The following is a 19,572-nucleotide window of genomic DNA, read 5'->3' as shown; positions in this document are numbered from 1 at the left end:
TCTCCACTCGCTCCCCTGACCATCCGGCCAGGGGAGTCACCTTGCCGACTATTTTTTCATCTGCGACAGTATGGTCCGGCACTGATTCGCCTCGCCTTCGGCGGGTGAGATCAGCGCCAGCAGCGCGGCGGCTGGCGTCACCAGCGTCGCCAGCGCCGCCGCCACAGCGCCGCGCGCAATCAGCGGACCCGCCTTCACGCCCGCGTTCGGCGACTTAAAGCTACCGCGCACGTAAAGCGGTGAGCGCAGAGTGATAATGCGGAATCCCTTGCTTTCCGGATCGATGGTCAGGTCGAGCTGCTCCGACGCAAAGCTGGCGGTACCGGTGACGTTGATCAGCGCGTTTTCGGTATCAAAAGCAAATACCTGCGGCCGGGCGACACCGTTGACCACGTCGATATTGGCCGCCGCGCAGTTTACCCGCACCTCATCGTCGCCAAAGATCTGCCCGATGATATAGTTGCCGACGTTCAGACCGAGGATTTCCATCAGGTTGCGGCTGATTAGCCCGTCGTTCATCAGCAGCTTCAGGTTACCGTTACTGTTGCCCAGCAGCGCGGCGACGGAGTTGCCGGTACCGCGAAGCTGCACATCGCCGTTCATTTCGCCGAGGGTTTTCTGCATCATCTCCACGTTTGGCATCAGCGCTTTCAGCTTCAGGCGGCGCGCCTGCAGGTTCGCCGTCCCCTGCAACGGTTTTTTATCCCCCGCCAGATGAATGCTGCCGGCAATGGTGCCGTTGGCCAACCCCAGACGCAGCGGCTGCAGGCGCAGGTCGCCCCGTTCGAGGATCACGTGGGTGGAGAGGTCGCTGATAGGGAGCGTGCCGCCGTGCTCAATGCGCCGTCCTTTAAAGCGCACATCGGCATCCATCACCTGCCACTTATCGGTTTCAAAGCGGTCATACGGCAACACTTTTCCGGCCGGCTGCGGAGAGGACTCGCCTTTACGCTGTTCGGTTTTGCTTCCTTTGCCGCCGGAGTCGACGCCAATCAGCGGTCCCAGATCCGCCAGCCTTAGCTGCCTGGACTCCAGGTCGCCCTCCAGCTTAGGTCGAGGTTTACCGGTGGTGTAGGTCAGGGAGCCGTGGATATCGCTCTCGCCGATACGGCCATTAAAATCCTGATAGGCGAAGCGTGAACCGGCCTTATCCTTGAAGGTGGCCCGTAGATGCCCGTCGGTCGAAAACGCCGGCGTATCCGGCAGCAGTACGCCGGTCAGGTCGTAGAGATCGCCCAGCGAATCACCGGAGAACTTCAACCGTAGATCGACTCCACCGAGGTTAAGCGGGTCGCTGACCGTGCCGGTAAAAGCGACCCGGGTATTGCCGGAGCGAAAATCCCCCTGCAGCGGGAACGGCGTGCCTTCGCTGCGCAGCGCCAGCATGCCGCCGATTTTGCCGTTACCGGCAAGCGGCTGCCCGTTGTAGCTGCCTTTCGCCTGCAGGCCGAAGACGTAATCGCCCACTTTCTGCGACTGCCCTTTCCCCTTTTCACCAGTCACCTCGCTAAACGCCAGCGGCTTACCGAGCGGGTCAACCACAATCGTCACGTCTGCGCGCGACACCTTGTCGTCGATAGCAATCTTGCCGCGGTCAAACAGAATATTGTCGAGACGGAAAGACCAGCTGGAAGGCGGCGCATCTTTCTCCGACGCCCCCGCCGAGGCCAGGTCAAAGGTCCAGTTGTTGGTCTTCTCCGACAGTCGAATCAGTCGCGCGTCGGGCTGTTCAAGCTTTATCCACGGCAGATAGACCGTTTTGCTAAGCAGCGCCAGCGGGGCGAGCGTCGCCTCAACGCGCGGCAGATGGACCATCGTGACCTGTGGGATATCAGGCGGGTTGCCGAGAACGATATCTTCGGCGTGAACGTGCGGCCAGGGGATCCAGCTTCGCCAGCCGCTTTCACCGGGCTGGCGTTCCCAGACGACGCCCAGATCGCCGCGAATAGCAAACGGGCGGTTCAGCTCGGCCGATACTTTCTGATTAATCGTCGGCTTCAGGCGGTTCCAGTCAAAGGTCGCCAGCACGATAAAAAACAAAACGATCAGTATGACTATCGTTCCAGAAATAATAGCAACGGTTTTTCGGGTTCTGCTCATCCCTTCTGCACTCCTTTTGCGTATCGCCAGTCCTGAATATAGTTGAGAAACGCCAGTTGCTCCGTCGAATGAGGTTTTCGTCACATAATCCGCGCCAGGTCAAAAAAATAATGGAACGTTGTTTTAATATCATTGACCATAAAAGCGGCCCAGCGCACACTAGGGTTAATATTGATTTAATTTCAGGTCATCACTATGTCTAAGAAAATTGCCGTCATCGGCGAATGCATGATTGAGCTGTCAGAGAAAGGCGCGGCGGTAAATCGCGGCTTTGGCGGCGATACCTTAAACACTTCCGTCTACATTGCGCGTCAGACTGACGCCAGTGCGCTGGGCGTGCACTACGTTACCGCCCTGGGAACGGATACCTTCAGCCAGCAAATGCTTGAATCCTGGCAGAGCGAGAATGTCCAGACTGACCTGATTCAGCGCATGGCCGACCGGCTACCGGGCCTCTACTACATCGAAACCGACGATACCGGCGAGCGCACCTTTTATTACTGGCGTAATGAAGCCGCGGCGAAGTTCTGGCTGGAGAGCGAACAGTCCGCGGCCATCTGTGAAGAGCTGGCGACCTTTGATTATCTGTATCTCAGCGGCATTAGCCTGGCGATCCTTAGCCCAACCAGCCGCGAGAAGCTGCTGACCCTGCTGCGTGAGTGCCGGGCGAACGGCGGCAAAGTTATCTTTGATAACAACTATCGCCCGCGCCTGTGGAGCAGCAAAGAGGAGACGCAGCAGGTTTATCAGCAGATGCTGAGCTGCACCGATATCGCCTTCCTGACCCTCGATGACGAAGACGCGCTGTGGGGCGAGAAGCCGGTTGCGGAAGTGATTGCCCGCACCCACGCCGCCGGCGTGGAAGAAGTGGTGGTTAAGCGCGGCGCAGACTCCTGCCTGGTGGCGATTGCCGGACAGCCGCAGCGGGAAGTCCCGGCCGTTAAGCTGCCGAAAGAGAAAGTGGTTGATACCACCGCGGCGGGCGATTCGTTCAGCGCTGGCTACCTGGCCGTGCGCCTGACCGGGGGCGATGCTGAATCGGCGGCCAAACGCGGGCATCTGACCGCCAGCACGGTGATCCAGTATCGCGGCGCGATTATCCCGCGCGAGGCGATGCCGCAGGAGCTATAGCAGAAGCATCGGCGCTGCTGCTTCCCGGCTTGCGCTGCGCTTAGCCGGGCTACGAGTTTACCGCCGTCTGCGGGCCGGTGGCCCGGACAAGGCGCGCCAGCGCCGTCTCCGGGAAAATCACCGGGCCAACCCAGCAATACTTAAAACAGATTAGCCATAAACCTCACCGGATAGCCACGCTATCCGGTTTTGCTTTACTGCCCTGGCGGGATATCCGTCGCTTCGTTACGCCCTTGCACAACGTCTCCGTTACTGCTGGGCGCCGCTGCGGCCGCCGGCGCTGGCGCCATCAGCTTTTCCCACGTCGCCTGCAGATCCTTCATGTTGTATTCCGGCTCGCCCTGCGGCTGCTGCAACACCAGCGCCATATCCTGCGACAGTTGCTGACGCAGGTACTGATTCAGCATGTCGACCGTCAGCGAATTGAGAAACTCCTGGCGCAGCTTCTGATACTGCTCGGGCGCGATATCCACTACCTGATTTTGCAACGAACGCATCCGCTGGCTAATCAGGATCCAGGTATCGGTGCGCGCATAGGTGGCGAATAGCTTCTGTAGCTCGAGGTTTTTCTGCGCGATCAGAGCATCAAACTCCTCCTGCGGCAGGCCGTTATCGCGTACTTTCGCCAGCTCGCGCGCTACGGTGGTTAAGTTGGCGTTCAGGCGCTCGCCCGGCGATTCGATATTGATCGCGCACTGGGCGCGCTGGTAGAGGACGCGGCAGTCAAAGCCAAGGCCGATATCCTTAATATTACTTTTGCTCAGATTCTGCTGTACGTGCCAGAACAGCGCTTCCCGGGCCAGATCGTCACGCCAGTAGCGCTGTAGAGCGACCGAGTCGCGGATCGGCTGCCACGGCGCATCCCACATCAGCGACAGCTTATCCTGGCGCACCGCATCGGTCATGATGCTGACCGGTGTCGTCGGCAGCGGCGACAGTGTAGGAACCGCCACCGGCGTTTCGCGCTTGCCCTTCAGGCCGCCGAACGTTTTGTTGATTTGCTCCGCAACGCTGCGGCTGTCAACGTTGCCGACCACAATCAGGGTCATGGCATCCGGCGTGTACCACTTCTGGTAATATTCTTTTAGCTGAGCAATATCAACCGGTTGCTTCAGGGGTGCCGCCGGATCGTGCCCCAGCATGGTGGACCCTTTCAGCCGATAGCGCCACCAGCCTTCTTTGGTATCGGCAGGCCAGGTCGCCACCATATCTTCGCCCTGCAGCGCGTGGTTGACCGCTTCCGGGGTGATCGACATTTTACCGCCGGCGCTGGCCAGCCAGCTCAGGGCCTCTTTCAGCAGATCGTTACGGTTATTCGGTAAGCTCAGGTTAAACAAACTGTAGTCATAAGAGACGATGGCGGGCGGCTGAGGACGCTTCGGATCAATACTCTGCTGCCATAGCGAACGGGCCTGCATGGTCGGGAGGCCGCCGTTTTGCGTCAGCGCGAGACGCGGGATAAAGTGGCTAAAGCCGCTCTGCTGAGTGCTTTCGCTCAGCGAGCCAATATTCACGGACAGGCGAACTTCGATACGATCGCTGGGACGCTGCGGGGTGGCCAGAACCTGCCACTGAAACCCGTTCGCCAGTGTCCCCTGTTGCCAGGCCGGGTCCGGCTGGAGCGCTTCTGCCTGCACATAACCGACCGTCGCCATCATCAGCAAACCACCGGTTAAGAGTCGAATTTTTGTGCCCTGCATGTGAACCCCTGATGAACAATCCTGGTTACAACAGCGGCCCACGGGAGGGCCGCCGAAAAAATATGGTGAGTTAAGTACGTCGGTTAGACCACACGGAGATGAAAATGTCGCATGTTGACGTGAAATAATCATAAGGGCCACCGCCGCGTCAGCGACAGTGACCCCTAATTATGCGCAGGAGCCCGTACTCCAGCAAGGGACTACGGGCCTAACAGATGGATTTATGAGGATAATTCGTGCGATTTGTTTACCGGCGTACGGTTATTCAGCACATCATCGAGCTGCTGTGAGTCCAGCTCTTTAACCCATTTCGCGACCACAATAGTCGCGACGCCGTTACCCACCAGGTTGGTCAGCGCGCGCGCCTCGGACATAAAACGGTCGATACCAAGGATCAGCGCCAGACCGGCGACCGGCAAGTGGCCGACGGCGGAAATCGTCGCCGCCAGGACGATAAAGCCGCTGCCCGTCACCCCCGCCGCGCCCTTCGAGGAGAGCAGCAGCACCACCAGCAGGGTTATCTGATGGAAAATATCCATATGGCTGTTCGTCGCCTGGGCGATAAACACCGCCGCCATCGTCAGGTAGATTGAGGTTCCATCGAGGTTAAAGGAGTACCCCGTCGGGATCACCAGCCCCACCACCGACTTACGGCAGCCCAGCTTTTCCATCTTATCGAGCATACGCGGCAGCGCCGACTCGGATGAAGAGGTGCCCAGCACGATCAGCAGCTCTTCGCGGATATAGCGGATAAATTTAAAGATGCTGAAGCCGGTGGCTTTGGCGATTGACCCCAGCACCACCACCACAAACAGGATACAGGTGATGTAGAAGCAGACGATCAGCTGGCCAAGCTGCACCAGCGTACCGACGCCGTATTTGCCGATGGTAAAGGCCATGGCCCCGAAAGCGCCAATCGGCGCCAGGCGCATAATCATATTGATGATGCCGAAGATCACCTGCGAGAAGCTTTCGATAACATTAAAAATCAGCTGGCCTTTGCTGCCGAGGCGGTGCAGCGCGAAACCAAACAGCACCGCAAACATCAGTACTTGCAAAATGTTGCCGCTGGCGAAAGCGCCAATCACGCTGCCGGGGATAATATCGAGCAAAAATGCCACGATCCCCTGGTCCTTCGCCTGTTCGGCGTAAACCGCCACGGCCTTCGCGTCGAGGGTCGCCGGGTCAACGTTCATTCCCGCGCCGGGTTGCACCACGTTAACGATAATCAGGCCGATGATCAGCGCAATGGTACTCACGATTTCAAAATAGAGCAGCGCCACCGCGCCGGTGCGGCCGACGGCCTTCATGCTCTCCATCCCGGCAATCCCCGTCACGACGGTACAGAAGATAACCGGGGCAATAATCATTTTAATCAGCTTAACGAAGGCATCGCCGAGGGGTTTCATCTGCGCACCCAATTCCGGGTAAAAATGGCCCAGCAGAATACCGATCGCTATGGCCGAGAGAACCTGGACATAAAGGCTTTTAAAGAAAGAGATTTTCATAGGGTGTCCTTTGGATATAACCACAGACCGTGAGGGGGTATTGCGTCCGTGGCTTAAAAATAACACCCATGAAACATTTCAGAAATAACGAGTGATGAAATTGAAATGTAATTGTTAATTTATTTGAGCTGACTCGCGTAAGCTAACAATGCGTTTACAAACTTGCATCCTCTACGGCGGCGGGTAAAAAGCGGGCGATAAAAGCTTCAGGCGGCATGGCGCAGCCAAAAAGATACCCTTGCACCGTCTCGACCCCCGCCACCTGCAGCCAGCGGTACTGGGTATCGGTTTCGACGCCTTCCGCGACAATGCGCAGATTCAGTCCGCGCGCCAGCTGGATAATCGCAGGCACCATACTGATGTCATTCGGCAGCATATCGATAAAGACTTTATCGATTTTCAGGATATCCACCGGCAGCGATTTAATATGCTGCAGCTGGCGCAGTCCCGCGTAGCCCATACCAAAGTCATCCAGCGCAATCCGCACTCCCGCTTCACGCAGCGGACGCAGCAGGGAAATAATCGCCTGCGGGTCGTCTATCCGCCGGCTTTCGGTGACCTCCAGAACCAACGTACCCGGCGCGATGCGATAGCGTGCGAGCAGGGCCAGCATCTCCTCGCCGCGATCGTGATGCAGCAGCTGTAGCAACGACACGTTGACCGACAGCGGCAGCATGATGCCCTGGTTTTGCCAGGCGGCAAGCTGACGGCAAGCCTCCTCCATCACCCAGTAGCCAACCGGGATCATCAGTCCGCAGGCTTCAATACGCTCAATCAGATCGCCCGGCAGCGACCAGCTCCCGTCCGCCTGCCGTTGACGCAGCAGCACTTCCGCTCCGCACACATTACCGCTGCTGGCGTCCACCTGCGGCTGTAGCCAGATAGCAAATTGCTGGTTATCAAGCGCCGTCAGAATATCGTGCTCTTCCATCAGGCGGCGCTGCGCTTTTTCCATCTGGTGCGGATCGAAGAATTCAATCTGGTTTTTCCCTTTACGACGCGCGGTCACGGCGGCGGAAAACGCCCGACGGTAGAGTTGTTCGCCGTTAATGTCGCCGTTAAACATCGCAATACCGATACTGGCGCAGGGGCGCAGCTGGATCCCGTGCAGCGGCAAACGTTCATTTAAGACAGTAAGTACTTGCTTACTTAACGTCACCGCCTGCCAGGGTTCGCTGATACCGTGGGCCAGAATCGCGAAGTCGTAGCCGCTCACCTGGGTCAGCACCATCTGCGCCGGGATAATCGCCCGCAGCTTTTCAACAAGGGTTAGCAGCAGCATTTCACGCTGCGTCTCTTTCAGTACGCCAGCGGTATCCTGTAGCGTTTCGCAGGCGACAATCAGCAGCGCCGAGGCCTGCGGGCGGGCGACGGTTTGCTCCAGCATGGCCATCAGAAAGGCTTTGTTCGGCAGCTCGGATACCGGGAAACGGGTCGACTGCAAAGAGAGCTCGTCGTGCATGCGCAGCAGCGTCTGCTGGTTGCGGTTGTAGCTACGCACCAGCATGCCGATTTCATCATCATGATGTAAACGCGGCAGCGTGAGCTGATGGCCCAAACGCTCATGCTGCGGGACATCGTTCAGCTCACGGGCGATTTTACGCAGCGGGCGGACGATCAGGCGGTTGATGCACCAGGTGATCGCCACCGTCAGAATCAGCACCAGGAGTAAGTAAGCAGTCACTAACGTTGCGAGCGCGCTCATGACGAATTTATACATGCGGTAGGAATCGGCCTGCAGCACCAGATAGGCCAGCGGTTGCGGGTTGGCCGGGCGCTCCAGGGAGTAAATTGGCAGAGAAATCTGTACCGGCAGTTCGAACATGCGGGTGATCGTTACCGGCACCGGGCGTTCGGGAATAAAACGCATCCGTAGCGCCTGGAACTGGTTGGGCAGCACGACATCCGCCCGGCTGACGATGCCTGCGGGCTGAATACGGCTCAGAATGGCTTCCGCCTCAGGGATATCGGCTTTCAGGATAGCCGCTGACAGCGGTTCGCGAACGGAACGCGCGATGCTTTCTAACTGCGTGGCCGTGGTAAAGCGACTCTGCTGGACGAAGTGAAACAGCAGAATAGAACAGAAGACCAGTACAAACGCCATGGACACGCTCGCGACCATCGCCATCTGTTTAATTGTAAGTGAACGGCTGACGCGCAACGGGGGTTCTCCACTGAAACTGAACGTATATCGGGTATAGATCCCTCTCACCGATCGTTATCAGGCTGATTATATACTTAAATTGTTCGCTCACGCCCGCCAGGCGCGAAGCAATGCCATCGGGAGGCTTTCCCGCAGGCTACACGGGTCGGTAAAGCACAGCGCGACCGGGGAACATTCCCGGGTGGCGGCTGACGCCTTACCGGGCTACAAAACCGTCCGGGTGATAAGTTCACCACCGCCATCGGGCCGGTGGCCCGGACAGGCGCCCCTGGCGCCGCCTCCGGGATGCAGCGCGCAGTGCAGCTTCAGCGCCACCGGAAAGGGAATCTGCGTGCCTGGCTGAAGGCAACGAGTATACGCGAAGAGCGCCGTGGAGTGGCGCCCTGTCGCATAATTCAGTCTAATCTGCTACCAGTCAGCGTAAGGGACCAACGGCTGCGGCGGCATATCCATATCGCCTTGCCAGCCGGAAGCTGAATAGCGGACGTACAGCAGCGCGTGGCTCGGGGTGTAATCTTTCGCCTGCTGAATATCCACCGCCGCCCCGACAAACCAGTTGCTGGTCACCCGTCGCTCAATCAGCGCCCGCGCGGTATAACCGACGCCGGAACTGCTGCTGCCCTCTTCCGTTAGCTGGCTGGCATCATGGCGATACTGCGAGGGAATCAAATTGAGCAGCGGATAGCGCGCCTCGGTTTTGGTGCGCGAATGGGACCATGACACCGAGCCTCCCAGCTCCCATGACCAGTTCTCCGTCCGCTGACGCCAGGTGACCGGCACCGAGAAGGAGACATATTCCTGCGGACTGTAGTAACCGCCCTGACCCAGCGTATAGCCGCTGAGATCCTTATCGTAGTGCCAGAGCATATTGTTCAGGCCGACGGTGACCCGGCGGTTATCTTCGTTAATCACTTTATAGTAGTAGCCGGTCATCCAGCGCACGCGCCAGTTGTCGGCGACGTTTTTCCCGGTCAACTGGTCGATGCCCAGCGAAGACCAGACGCCGTTGGCCTCGCCTTTATCGTAGCTCAGACTCACACCGCCGCCGTCGGCGCGCACTCCGCCCCAGGTCTTGCCGGTATGGCCGCCGTTAGGGTTATCTTTCTGCCCGCCAAAGGCCAGCAGCGAGCTGGAGATGGGGCGTCGGTGGAGGTTAACGGTGTAGCCCAGCGGGCCAACGTCGCTGCTGTAGCTCAGGCCGCCCACCACATCAACGACGTTAAAGCCCATCGGCGTAGTGCCGATATCGCCGCTCCAGGTATCATTCTTCCAGCCCACCGCGACGCTGGCGCCGCTGTCGCTCTGGTGTTTGCTGCCGCCGGTACAGGCGATTTCACCGCAGGTACCCCAGCTCGGCGAATAGCTGCCGTCGCTCTTCGTCGAAAAACTCCCGGCGTCCATATTCACCAGATCGGTACGGAAGAACATGCGCCCGTCGGCCAGCGGCGCGTCCACGTGCAGCATTGTGGTATGCGCTTTCAGGTCGGAATAGCCGCCGGTACCGCTGGAGCCCCAGTAATCATGTTCGAGGGTGACGTTAAGATCCTGCTGACGATAAAGATCGGCGGCGTCGCTGCGGATCCCGCGCTTCAGCCAGTCATCGCTGCTGTCGTTACGCGTCAGCCGCGTAAAGGTGTCGTTATCCTGTGGGCGCTCGCGGGCGACGCCGGAGGCCACCATTGCATCTTTATAGCCTTCCAGCGCCTGCTGCGGCTCGCCGTTCTGCGCCTGGAAACGCGCGGCGTCGCGCAGCACCAGCGCGCTTTCCATTGACGGCGGCTGCGCTTTCGCCTGTGGCACGATGCGGGCGAAGGTTTGCTGCGCCTGAGCGCGATCGCCCAACCCGGCCTGCGCCAGGGCTATACGCCGCTGCATATTGATAGAATCGATGTCTTCGCCCTTGAGCTGCGCCACCTGGGCGTGGGCGGCATTTTTGTCGCCATCGGCAAGATACACTTCCGCCAGGCCCAGACGCGCATCGCCGTTGTCCGGCTGCTGCCCCAGCACCCGCTGATATTCAGCAATCGCCGTCAGGCTGTCGCCGCGCTGCTGCGCCCAGTCCGCTAGCGTCAGCGCGTAGCGCACCGACGTCGGCTGCTGTTGAATCAGCGCGATCGCCCGGTCTTCCTGGCCGCTATCGCGCAACTGGTTTGCCTGCCGCAAGATCCTGTCGCTTTGCAGACGCGCCTCCAGCTCGCGGATATTATCCGTCCACTGCCCTCGAGGCAGGGCGTTAATCTGCGCCAGCGCCATCTCATCCTGGTTATTTCCGGATAAATAGAGGCCGTAGGCGTAAACCCGGTCGGCATCGCCAGGCTGGCGGTTGACCATCGCGCGCATGATCGCATCGGCTTCGCTGCGGCTGCCCGCGCTGACCAGATCCCGCGACAGACGGTAGGCGATCCACACGCTATCCGGATCCAGCGCCAGCCGTCTGCGCTGCACTTCCGCCGCCTGCGCCCAGTTGCCCTGGCTCTCCAGCGCTTCGGCCTGTTTCTCCAGCCGATCGTTCGTCAGGCTGCGTTCAATATCATCAATGCTGCGCCGCTGGCCCGGCGACAGGCTGGCGATATACGCGCTGGCTTTTTCCGGCGATTCGGCGCGATACAGATTCGCCAGACCGCGCACCGCCAGGCTGTTGCCGCGATCCATTCGCAGCGCGCGCTGGTAGTAGCGCTCCGCCGCCGCGTTTTCTTTACGCGCCGCCGCCACGTCGCCCAGCCCCAGCACCGCATAGCTGTCGGTATTGTCTATACGCTGCGCCTGGGCGTAATTATTTTGCGCCTGCGCCAGCTGGCCGCTTTTGAGGGCGCTATCGCCCTGCTTAATCAGCAGCCAGTAGCGGTTAGTCTTGAGCAGGCTGTCCCACTTATCGCGGCTCGGGCTATCCGGGTCCATTTTGATGGCTTTACTCAGTTGGGCCACCGCCCGCGCCCGATCGCCGCGCTGGGAGTACGCCTGCCCCAATGCGCCAACCGCGTCGCTGTCTTTGGCATCCGCCCGTACGGCCTGCTGCAAATCGGCCACGGCCACCGAACCTTTCCCGGCCTTCACCGCCGCCAGCCCCTCCGCGCGGTCGCGGAACGTCGGGTCTTTTAGCTGCGTCTGCTGCTGATCGAGCAGGACGCGGGCATTGGCCGAGGTGGAACCGGTGGGAAACTGCATGAGAAAGCGCTGCAGCGCCTGCACGCTGGCCCGGCTGACCGGCATGCTTTTCACTTCGTTAAACCAGATGTCCGCCGCGATACCGCGGCCCGCCGCCGAGCGGGACATCTGCTCCAGATAAGCAAATCCCTCTTCGGGCTTATTATCGCCAAACATCTGTTTCGCCAGCGCCGTTTGCAGCGAGACGTTGCCCGGCAAGCGGGCGTTAAGTTTTTTCAGCTGATTGATGCCTTCGTTATGACGGGCGGGAAGCCGCGCCACCAGCGTCCAGTACTCAATCGCCGCGTCATCATCATCAGGAACGCCGTTAAACAGCTTCTCGTAAGCGGCGATGGCTTCATCAACCTTCCCTGCCACGCCCAGCAGACGAGCCTGCTGCAGCTCCTGGCGACCATCGCCGGTGCTGCTTTTCATCTCATCGCGCGAGGCTTTCAGCTCAGGCGATTCCGGCGCCAGCTTCGCCAGACGTTCCAGCTGCTGCTTCGCGCCGGCGGTATCGCCCTGGCGGAGAAGATAGCGCATCCGCGCGGCAACAACGTCCGGATTATTCGGGTCGATCAATTCCAGGCGATTGAGCGACTGGCGCACCAAATCCTCACGTTTGCTGGCCTCACCGAGGCGGACCTGCTCCAGTAGATGCTCCTGAACAGGGGTAGTCGCGGCATGCGCCAGCGGCATCAGCGCGACGCCCAGGGAGAGAGTGAATAAGCTTAGTGAGAACTTGTGCATTCCTGGTTCCAGTCAGGCCGTAATTCACCGCCGGCGGTGAAACGAAAACGGTGTTGATCCCATCCCTGGCCGAAAAGGGTCAGGACCGCGCTGTAGTATGCATCCGCCCCGGGATAGTCATCGGCGACGCGCTGGCGCTGAATGGCGCGGGCATCTTCCTTCTGCAAGAACGGCAGTAACGCCGCAGAGAAGCCGACGGGGCCATTACCGGTGGTTTTACCGGTCGCGATGTTGGTTTTTTCTGGCGGCACGCCCTGTGCAACCGTCTGGGCCGCCATCGGTTTAAAGCGCGCCAGCAGGGGGGCTTTTTGCTTATCGCCGTCATCGAGCATACCGGTCCACAGATAGACGCGGATGGCGTCATAGCTGCCGATAATCGGTTTATCCGCTTTTAGCTGCCAGCCTTTCCCTTTCTGGTAGCGCACCCAGTCAGGCGAGAAGCCTTTTGGCGCGGTCTCCAGCAGCAGGCGCAGATTGTTGTCGCGTATTTTCGGCCAGGGTGCGCCAAAAGCGGCAAAATAGGTTGCCAGCTGCGGCGGTAGGTAGCTGGGATTGAAACGCCAGCCGCCGTCATCAACAAAGCCGACTTTTCCCGGCAGTACCAACGGCCCCAGTCCCGGCACCGTGGCGACCTCTTCTTCGGCAATACGCGCCAGCAGCGCTTTGCCGACTTCCGTATAGTGAGGCGTTTGCCACAGACGTCCGGCTTCCAGCAGCGCCCAGGCTATCCACAGGTCGGAGTCCGAGGCGGAGTTGCTGTCCAGCACCGTCCACTGGTCATCGCTCTTTTTCCCCCACAGCCAGCCCGGCAGGTGCGCGCGCAGATCGCCCTCAGCAAGATTGTTTTGCGTCCACTCAAACAGCTTGCGGAAGCCGTCGCGATCGTTAGCCGCCAGAGCAAAGAACAGCCCGTAGCTTTGTCCTTCTGAGGTGGTGATTTTTCGCGCATCGCTGGGATCGATAACCCGACCTTCGGCGCTGACGTACTCTTTTTTAAACTGCTCCCAGGCCGGCCACTGGCAGGCGGCGCTCACCTGCGCCGCCGCCAGCATCAATACTGATAACACCACACTACGTACCGCGTTCATCATCAATTACTCATCATCAAGATCGAGGCGGCGACGGCTGATAATACGCAGCATGCGCCACAGTACCCATGCCAGCAGAACGATGCTGACCGCCGCCAGAATCGCCAGCAGCACCGGATGGCTGGAGAGCGCAAACCAGATGCGTTCGAACCACGGCAGGTGGCCGATATAGTAAATATCGCCCACCCTCAGGCTGTTAACACCCGACTCACGAATGACCGCAACGGAACCAAACATCGCCGCGCGTTTACCGCTGTCGTTAAGCGCCTGGGTCAGCAGTTCGTTGCCGCGCGGGCTGTCGGCCAGCAGCGCCACGACGCTGCGTTGATCGTTGTACGGTGACTGGAAGCCAATAATCGCCGCCATCGGCCCGGTCGACGTGACGTCGGTGCGGGTATTCGGCGTTCTGGCCTCGGTATCGGGATAGATGCTGGCCAGATCGTAGTGGCGCATCGGCATTTTCACCCAGCTTTTGGTCGCTTCAACCAGCAGGTTGATTTTCGTGTCGTCCTTCAGCGCCTGCGGAATGGAGCCAATCAGCAGCAGGTCGGCGTCTTTATCTTTAATCTGGCTACCGTCGTCAGTCATGCGCAGGTTAATGGCCGCCATGCCGGTTTGCGCGCCGATGCCGCCGGCGGTTTCCAGCAGCGTGGCAACCTGGCCCTCAGTCGGCGATTTGGGCACCACGACCAGGGTATCGGCGAGATCGGCCATCCGGCTGTACGGGAAGCCCGCGTTAGCAAAGACGCGCAGATCCGGCATCGCCATAAAGTGATAGTACTTCGAGAAGTCGATGGTCGAATCATCGCCAATCACTACGTGGTTCTGCACCGGCTGGAAGGTAATACAGTTATCGATGGAGCCACCCGGCATCGGGTTCATATACTGGAAATCGAAGCGCAGCTGATTCATGGCGCCGAGGCGCAATGCCGGGATCGTCACTTCCGTTTTGCCGTCCAGCAGCCCCTGCAGCACCGGCAGGCGTAGTATCAGCTTATTCACATCCTGCGAGCTGTTGAGGCTGAAGGACTGTAAGAACTGATCGTTAAGGCTGATATCCATGCGCGAGCTGTCCTTGATCGGCGGCATGGTATAGCGATAGTTCAGGTTCATATCGATGCCGTTGGCGCGCAGCAGGTAGAGATCCGGCGGCAGGTTCAGCGCCACGTTGATGGAATCCGGCACCAGACCGCTGGATTGCAGCTGCTGTTCGTAGGTTTTCAGCTCGGCAAAGGTCACCGCCCGATCGGTACGCACCCAGTTTGGCGCATCGTACGGTTTACGCGCCTGCAGCTGTTTGACATAGTCAACCGTCACGCTGCTGCCGCGGAACAGAATATTGCCCTGGGCTATCCCCTTCGCCGCCTGCAGCAGGTCTTTATCATCCCGCCCGAAGACCACCAGCAGCTTGACGTACGGATTATCCGGGTGGTCGATCATTTCAATCGTCGGCGCCTTAACCGGCGGATGCTCGCGCAGGAAGTCAGGGCGCTTATCGTTGGTCGCAAAAACAATGGCGTTACGGTCAGGCAGTTGGTTGAACTGGACCGGGAACTGCTGGCCGCGCCAGCCCGCCTTGCTACCAAACCAGGAGGCGATAATGGCCGCCGCCTGCTGCTGCAGGACATCCGGTGCGGAGGCGAAGACCATCGGCAGCGTCAGCTGGCGGTTATCGCGCGAATCGTAGAACGGCACCGGGAAATGCGAAAGATCGTTGCGCACATTCAGCGACTGGTAGGTTAAATCCAGATAGCTTTCGCGACCGACGTCCAGCCATAAGGTGCTGCTGGCCGGGTTTTCACACACATCGCGATAGTGGCCAACGAACTCAAGACGCACGCGGTTAAAGTCGGTGATATAGAGCGGATCGATAGGGATCTGCGCGCTGACTTTTTTGCCCAACTGCTCTTTGGTGACCGGCAGCACGCCCATCAGCTCATCGTTAAGATACACCTTCAGCTGCGACTGCACCGGCAGCAGTGACGGAGAGGGCGTGTAGTCGAGATTCAGCAGCGCTTTCGCTACCACTTCATCGCTGCGCATGCCGAACTCTACCGAACCCTCAGGGCGCGCGCCGCGCAGCACCATGCTGCCCGGAGGCGGGGCGATTTTAGCGAAGGTCAGCTTCACGTCGCGGGTCGGGGCGTTATCCAGCACCACCACCGGCGCCGCCGGGTCGGCAAGCGTCGCCGTGGGCTGGCTGTCCGCCACCGTACCGGCGATACCGGGTACCGTCGTCGTCTGCGTGGCCTGCGGCGCCGGTTCCGCATACGAAGCGAAGGGAGACCAGCCGCCAATGCCCACCGCTACTGCACAAATCAAAGAGAGTTTTCTGTTCATCGCATTATCATCATTGTTGAGCCATCGCCGGTTCTGCCGAGAGTGTCGCCGCTGCGCGTTCCGGACGGCGCGGAATAAACGAGACAAACCAGGCCACCAGCATGGTGAGCGAGCGGAAAATAACCTTCACCGACGGCGGAGAGAACTCCGCCAGGTGACGATATCCACGGAACCCCAGCTTCAGGATATCCAGCAGGCTTTCCATCGGCTTATCTTCCGGGAAGCTATCCTGCCAAAGCGCCCACGTATCTGCGCGGGCTAACGTACACTGTACAAAATCGATATGTTGTTGATTGCTTAACGGCAGCAGCTGTAGCCCAACCTCGCTGCCGTTGACCCGCGCAACCCGCACCGGGAAGGCGTACTCCTGCTGCCCGCGCTTCAGCAGCAGCTTGACGTGCTGACTTTCCAGCACCTGCGCCTCGCCGTGAATCTTGACGCCGAGGCCGCCGTCGGAGTAATCATGGACGGTACAGGAGAACAGGTGCCCGTCATCGCGGGCAATCGCCGCTGGCATCGACATCTCCACGCGGTGCGATCGCCGCACCTGCTTGCTCTCAACCGAGACCGCCACCGCGCCGCCGAGAATAATCAGGTTATAGAACACCCAGATAATGCTCACCCAGACGGTCAGAATTTCGTTTTCCGGGCCGTACATAAAGCGCCAGATCCCCACCCCGACGCCGACCAGGTTCAGCAGCACGAGGTAGATATAGGGACGAGAGATCACCCAGTCGACGTACTCGTCCTCCACCAGGCCGCCTTTCGCCGTCACGTTGAATTTGCCCTTATGCGGGTTAATCAACGCGACAAAGGTCGGCGGCGCGATATACCACGCCAGCACCGTTTCATAAATTTCACTCCAGAAAGAGTGGCGGTATTTGCCCTGAATCTTCGAGTTGGTCAGGCTGGCGTGAATCATATGCGGCAGCACGAACAGGGCGATCATCAGCGCTGGCGCATAGATGATATAGGCGTGCAGCAGCAGAAACGCCAGCGGCGCGGTCAGGAAGATCAGCCGCGGAATACCGGACAGAAAGTGCAGCATCGCGTTGACGTAGCAGACGCGCTGCGCCAGCTTCAGCCCTTTGCCAAACAACGGGTTATCAAGGCGGAAAATTTGTACCATCCCGCGGGCCCAGCGGATGCGCTGGCCAATATGCGCCGACAGGCTCTCCGTCGCCAGACCAGCCGCCTGCGGAATACGCATGTAGGCTGAAGTGTGCCCGCGACGGTGCAGGCGCAAGGAGGTGTGGGCGTCTTCCGTCACCGTTTCCACGGCAATGCCGCCGATTTCATCCAGCGGGCCGCGGCGGATCACCGCGCAGGAGCCGCAGAAGAAGGTCGCATCCCACATGTCGTTCCCGTCCTGCACCAGGCCATAAAACAGCGTACCTTCGTTCGGCGTTTTGCGGAATCGTCCCAGGTTGCGCTCAAACGGGTCCGGGGAAAAGAAGTGGTGCGGCGTCTGCATCATCGCCAGCTCTTTCTCTTTCAGGAACCAGCCCATGGTCATCTGCAGGAACGAACGGGTCGGCACGTGGTCGCAGTCGAAAATCGACACGAACTCGCCCTTGGCGTACTTCAGGGCGTTGTTGATATTGCCGGCTTTCGCGTGTTCGTGGGTGGTGCGCGCGATGTAGTGCACCCCGACGTCTTTGGCGAACTGACGGAACTCTTCGCGCCCGCCGTCGTCGAGGATCCAGATATTGATCTTGTCTTTCGGCCAGTCGATTCCCTGAGAAGCGTAAATGGTGTTTTTCACCACGTTAAGGTCTTCGTTATAGGTCGGCACAAAAATATCGACCGTCGGCCACTGCGCCATATCCTCCGGCAGCGGAACCGGTTGACGGTTCAGCGGCCAGACGACCTGGAAATACCCCAGCACCAGCACCACCCAGGCATAAGTTTCAGCAAACAGCAGAATTATCCCGCACACGAGGCTCACGGGATCATCCCAGTTGAGCGTCGAGGTGTAGCGCCACCAGATGTAGCGGCAGGAGACGGTTAGCGACAGCACGATCAGCATCAGGGCCGAAAAGCGTCCCGGAATACGGCGCACCAGCAGCGCTACGCCCCACAGCAGCAGCAGGAAAATAAACTGCGATAGCGGATTAAACGGCTGGGTAATGCAGAGCAGCGCGAGGATCAGCGAGAAAAAGGTTATCGTGCCCAGAATAAGCCGCCGTATTTTCGGATTCAGGTGCCCCAGCTCTTTATGCTTATCCAGATGGCCAGTACGGGCGTTGACCTTTTCCGGCAGCTTTTCCAGCCACTGGGCGTAGCGCCCGTGGACGCCTTCCAGCGCCGCCAGGGAACGCCAGTTGATCTTTTTATCCGGCTCCGGCGCCCGCGTCGCCAGCAGCCACACGGCTTGCAGCAGGTAGCGAATCGGGTCCAGCGGGCGCGGCCGATGCGGATTAATATGTGGGAAAAACTCGCCGTGACGTTCGCGGATAGCCTGCCAGCGCGGCGTTTCCAACGGCATAAACGCCCATGCCAGAGACGCCCACAGGCAGCCCAGCGCGGCCGACAACCACGAGGCGCCGTGCTGGCGGTAATCAAGATAGCGCTCGCTCAGCCGTTTCCCGACCGGCGGCGCCAGCAGCAGCGCGCTCAGGCGAATCATTCCGCCCCCTTGCCGGCGTAGTGCAGCAGACACCAGTTGGCAAGCGTCAGTATCTCTTCCGCCGCCAGCGAGTCCTGGCGGTATTCGCCGAGGGGCTGCTTCGCCGCCAGACACTCCGCCATCGCCTCATCACGATGAATCGTTACCGGCAGAATGCGCCGCTGGCTCTCCAGCCACAGCTGATACAAATCCTCCTGCAGCTGGCTGCCGACGCGCAGATCGTTAATCAAAATATCGCTATTGACCGGCAGCGCCTGCTGATGCAGGCGAATATGGCTATTGCCGTCCGGATGCACGACGACCAGCGTGCGGTCGCAGACGTCAATGAGAGAGCGGGTCAGCGGCGAGTAACCGTCCGGCAGGTCAATCAGCAGCCAGCGGTGATCGCCCTGCTGATGGAGCTTCTGCACGATCCCGGCCATCGGCGCCAGCGTCGGCTGAAGCTGGTCAATATTCTCGCGCTCGCCCGGCGTTAGCTGGCCAAAGGGCAGCAGATCGATATGCGAGGTGTAGCGCAGCCCGGCGTCTCGCCAGTCGTTCCCGTCGATGAGGGCGCGCGCCCAGCCCGCTTTGTGGCTGAAATCGACGTTGAAAAAAAAGCGCAGCATGTTGTCCGGGCTGGCATCCACCACCAGTACGGTTTCACCAAGTAACTGCAGCGCCCAGGCCAGCGCAGCGGTTATCGACGTGGTGCCAGTACCGCCGCGCACGCCCTGTAATCCCAGAATCGCCATCGATGGCTTCCTTACTTTTTCTCTGCTAATTCAGCCAGTAATGGCCAACGTTTTAGCGCCGCGGTTAACTGCTCGCGTCGGGAAATATCGTGGTAGTTAATATCAGGCAGGGAAAATGCCCGGCTTAACGCCAGGAAATCATTTTGAAACGTGTAGCCCAAAGTCGCATCGGTGGGTACAGCAGGCTCTTTTGCTGGCATTTCTCTGTCCGTTGGAAAATACAATAAATTAAACCGAGAGGCGTAAGTTCATCCTTAAAATATGTTTACATGCTAAAACTGATG

11 protein-coding genes are annotated in these 19,572 nt (G+C 59.4%); 1 reads left to right on the top strand and 10 read right to left on the bottom strand.

All coding sequences use genetic code 11. From position 1 onward, the window contains the following. Window positions 1-48: 48 nt before the first annotated feature. Window positions 49-2,100, bottom strand: a complete 2,052-nt coding sequence (locus K7H21_RS01275) for an AsmA family protein (RefSeq protein ID WP_004126316.1) — start codon at window positions 2,098-2,100, stop codon at window positions 49-51. Between the two features lie 195 nt (window positions 2,101-2,295). Here K7H21_RS01275 and kdgK point away from each other — a divergent pair, with 195 nt between their 5' ends. After that, entirely contained in the window at window positions 2,296-3,231 is a 936-nt protein-coding gene (gene kdgK, locus K7H21_RS01270; protein WP_004126317.1) for a 2-dehydro-3-deoxygluconokinase, read from the top strand. Between the two features lie 194 nt (window positions 3,232-3,425). Here the strand turns inward: kdgK and K7H21_RS01265 are convergent, their stop codons facing one another. The 9 genes from K7H21_RS01265 to bcsR form a co-directional block, all read right to left on the bottom strand. Continuing rightward, window positions 3,426-4,931, bottom strand: coding sequence for a M16 family metallopeptidase (locus tag K7H21_RS01265; protein ID WP_004126319.1), 1,506 nt, complete (start codon window positions 4,929-4,931; stop codon window positions 3,426-3,428). A gap of 221 nt (window positions 4,932-5,152) precedes the next feature. Next, window positions 5,153-6,439 carry a dicarboxylate/amino acid:cation symporter gene (locus K7H21_RS01260; RefSeq protein WP_004126321.1) on the bottom strand — a complete coding sequence of 429 codons (1,287 nt, stop codon included), beginning with the start codon at window positions 6,437-6,439 and terminating at the stop codon, window positions 5,153-5,155. Window positions 6,440-6,593: 154 nt separating this feature from the next. Then, window positions 6,594-8,600 carry a biofilm formation regulator HmsP gene (gene hmsP / locus K7H21_RS01255; protein WP_004126323.1) on the bottom strand — a complete coding sequence of 669 codons (2,007 nt, stop codon included), beginning with the start codon at window positions 8,598-8,600 and terminating at the stop codon, window positions 6,594-6,596. A 411-nt stretch (window positions 8,601-9,011) separates the two neighbouring features. After that, the gene (bcsC, locus tag K7H21_RS01250; protein ID WP_223035521.1) at window positions 9,012-12,497 is read right to left on the bottom strand and encodes a cellulose synthase complex outer membrane protein BcsC; all 3,486 of its coding nucleotides are present in this window, start codon (window positions 12,495-12,497) and stop codon (window positions 9,012-9,014) included. Then, window positions 12,479-13,588, bottom strand: a complete 1,110-nt coding sequence (gene bcsZ / locus K7H21_RS01245; protein ID WP_004126327.1) for a cellulose synthase complex periplasmic endoglucanase BcsZ — start codon at window positions 13,586-13,588, stop codon at window positions 12,479-12,481. Before bcsZ ends, bcsC begins: the two co-directional genes overlap by 19 nt. A gap of 3 nt (window positions 13,589-13,591) precedes the next feature. Then, complete coding sequence (bcsB, locus tag K7H21_RS01240; protein WP_223035520.1) at window positions 13,592-15,925, bottom strand: cellulose biosynthesis cyclic di-GMP-binding regulatory protein BcsB; 2,334 nt, start codon at window positions 15,923-15,925, stop codon at window positions 13,592-13,594. A 10-nt stretch (window positions 15,926-15,935) separates the two neighbouring features. Further along, window positions 15,936-18,554 (bottom strand): UDP-forming cellulose synthase catalytic subunit, encoded by a 2,619-nt coding sequence (bcsA, locus tag K7H21_RS01235; RefSeq protein ID WP_223035519.1) that lies wholly within the window; start codon window positions 18,552-18,554, stop codon window positions 15,936-15,938. Then, a complete protein-coding gene (bcsQ, locus tag K7H21_RS01230) occupies window positions 18,551-19,288 on the bottom strand; it encodes a cellulose biosynthesis protein BcsQ (RefSeq protein ID WP_112165992.1) in 738 nt (245 codons plus the stop codon). The genes bcsA and bcsQ overlap by 4 nt, the downstream gene beginning before the upstream one ends. An 11-nt stretch (window positions 19,289-19,299) precedes the next feature. Further along, window positions 19,300-19,488, bottom strand: a complete 189-nt coding sequence (gene bcsR, locus K7H21_RS01225; RefSeq protein WP_004126335.1) for a cellulose biosynthesis protein BcsR — start codon at window positions 19,486-19,488, stop codon at window positions 19,300-19,302. Between the last annotated feature and the right edge of the window lie 84 nt (window positions 19,489-19,572).

Source organism: Klebsiella sp. CTHL.F3a (genome assembly GCF_019890895.1).
In the GTDB taxonomy this organism is placed as follows: Bacteria; Pseudomonadota; Gammaproteobacteria; order Enterobacterales; family Enterobacteriaceae; genus Klebsiella; species Klebsiella grimontii.
The sequence above is the reverse complement of the archived record's forward strand: the minus strand, read 5'-3'. Positions and strand labels throughout refer to the sequence as shown.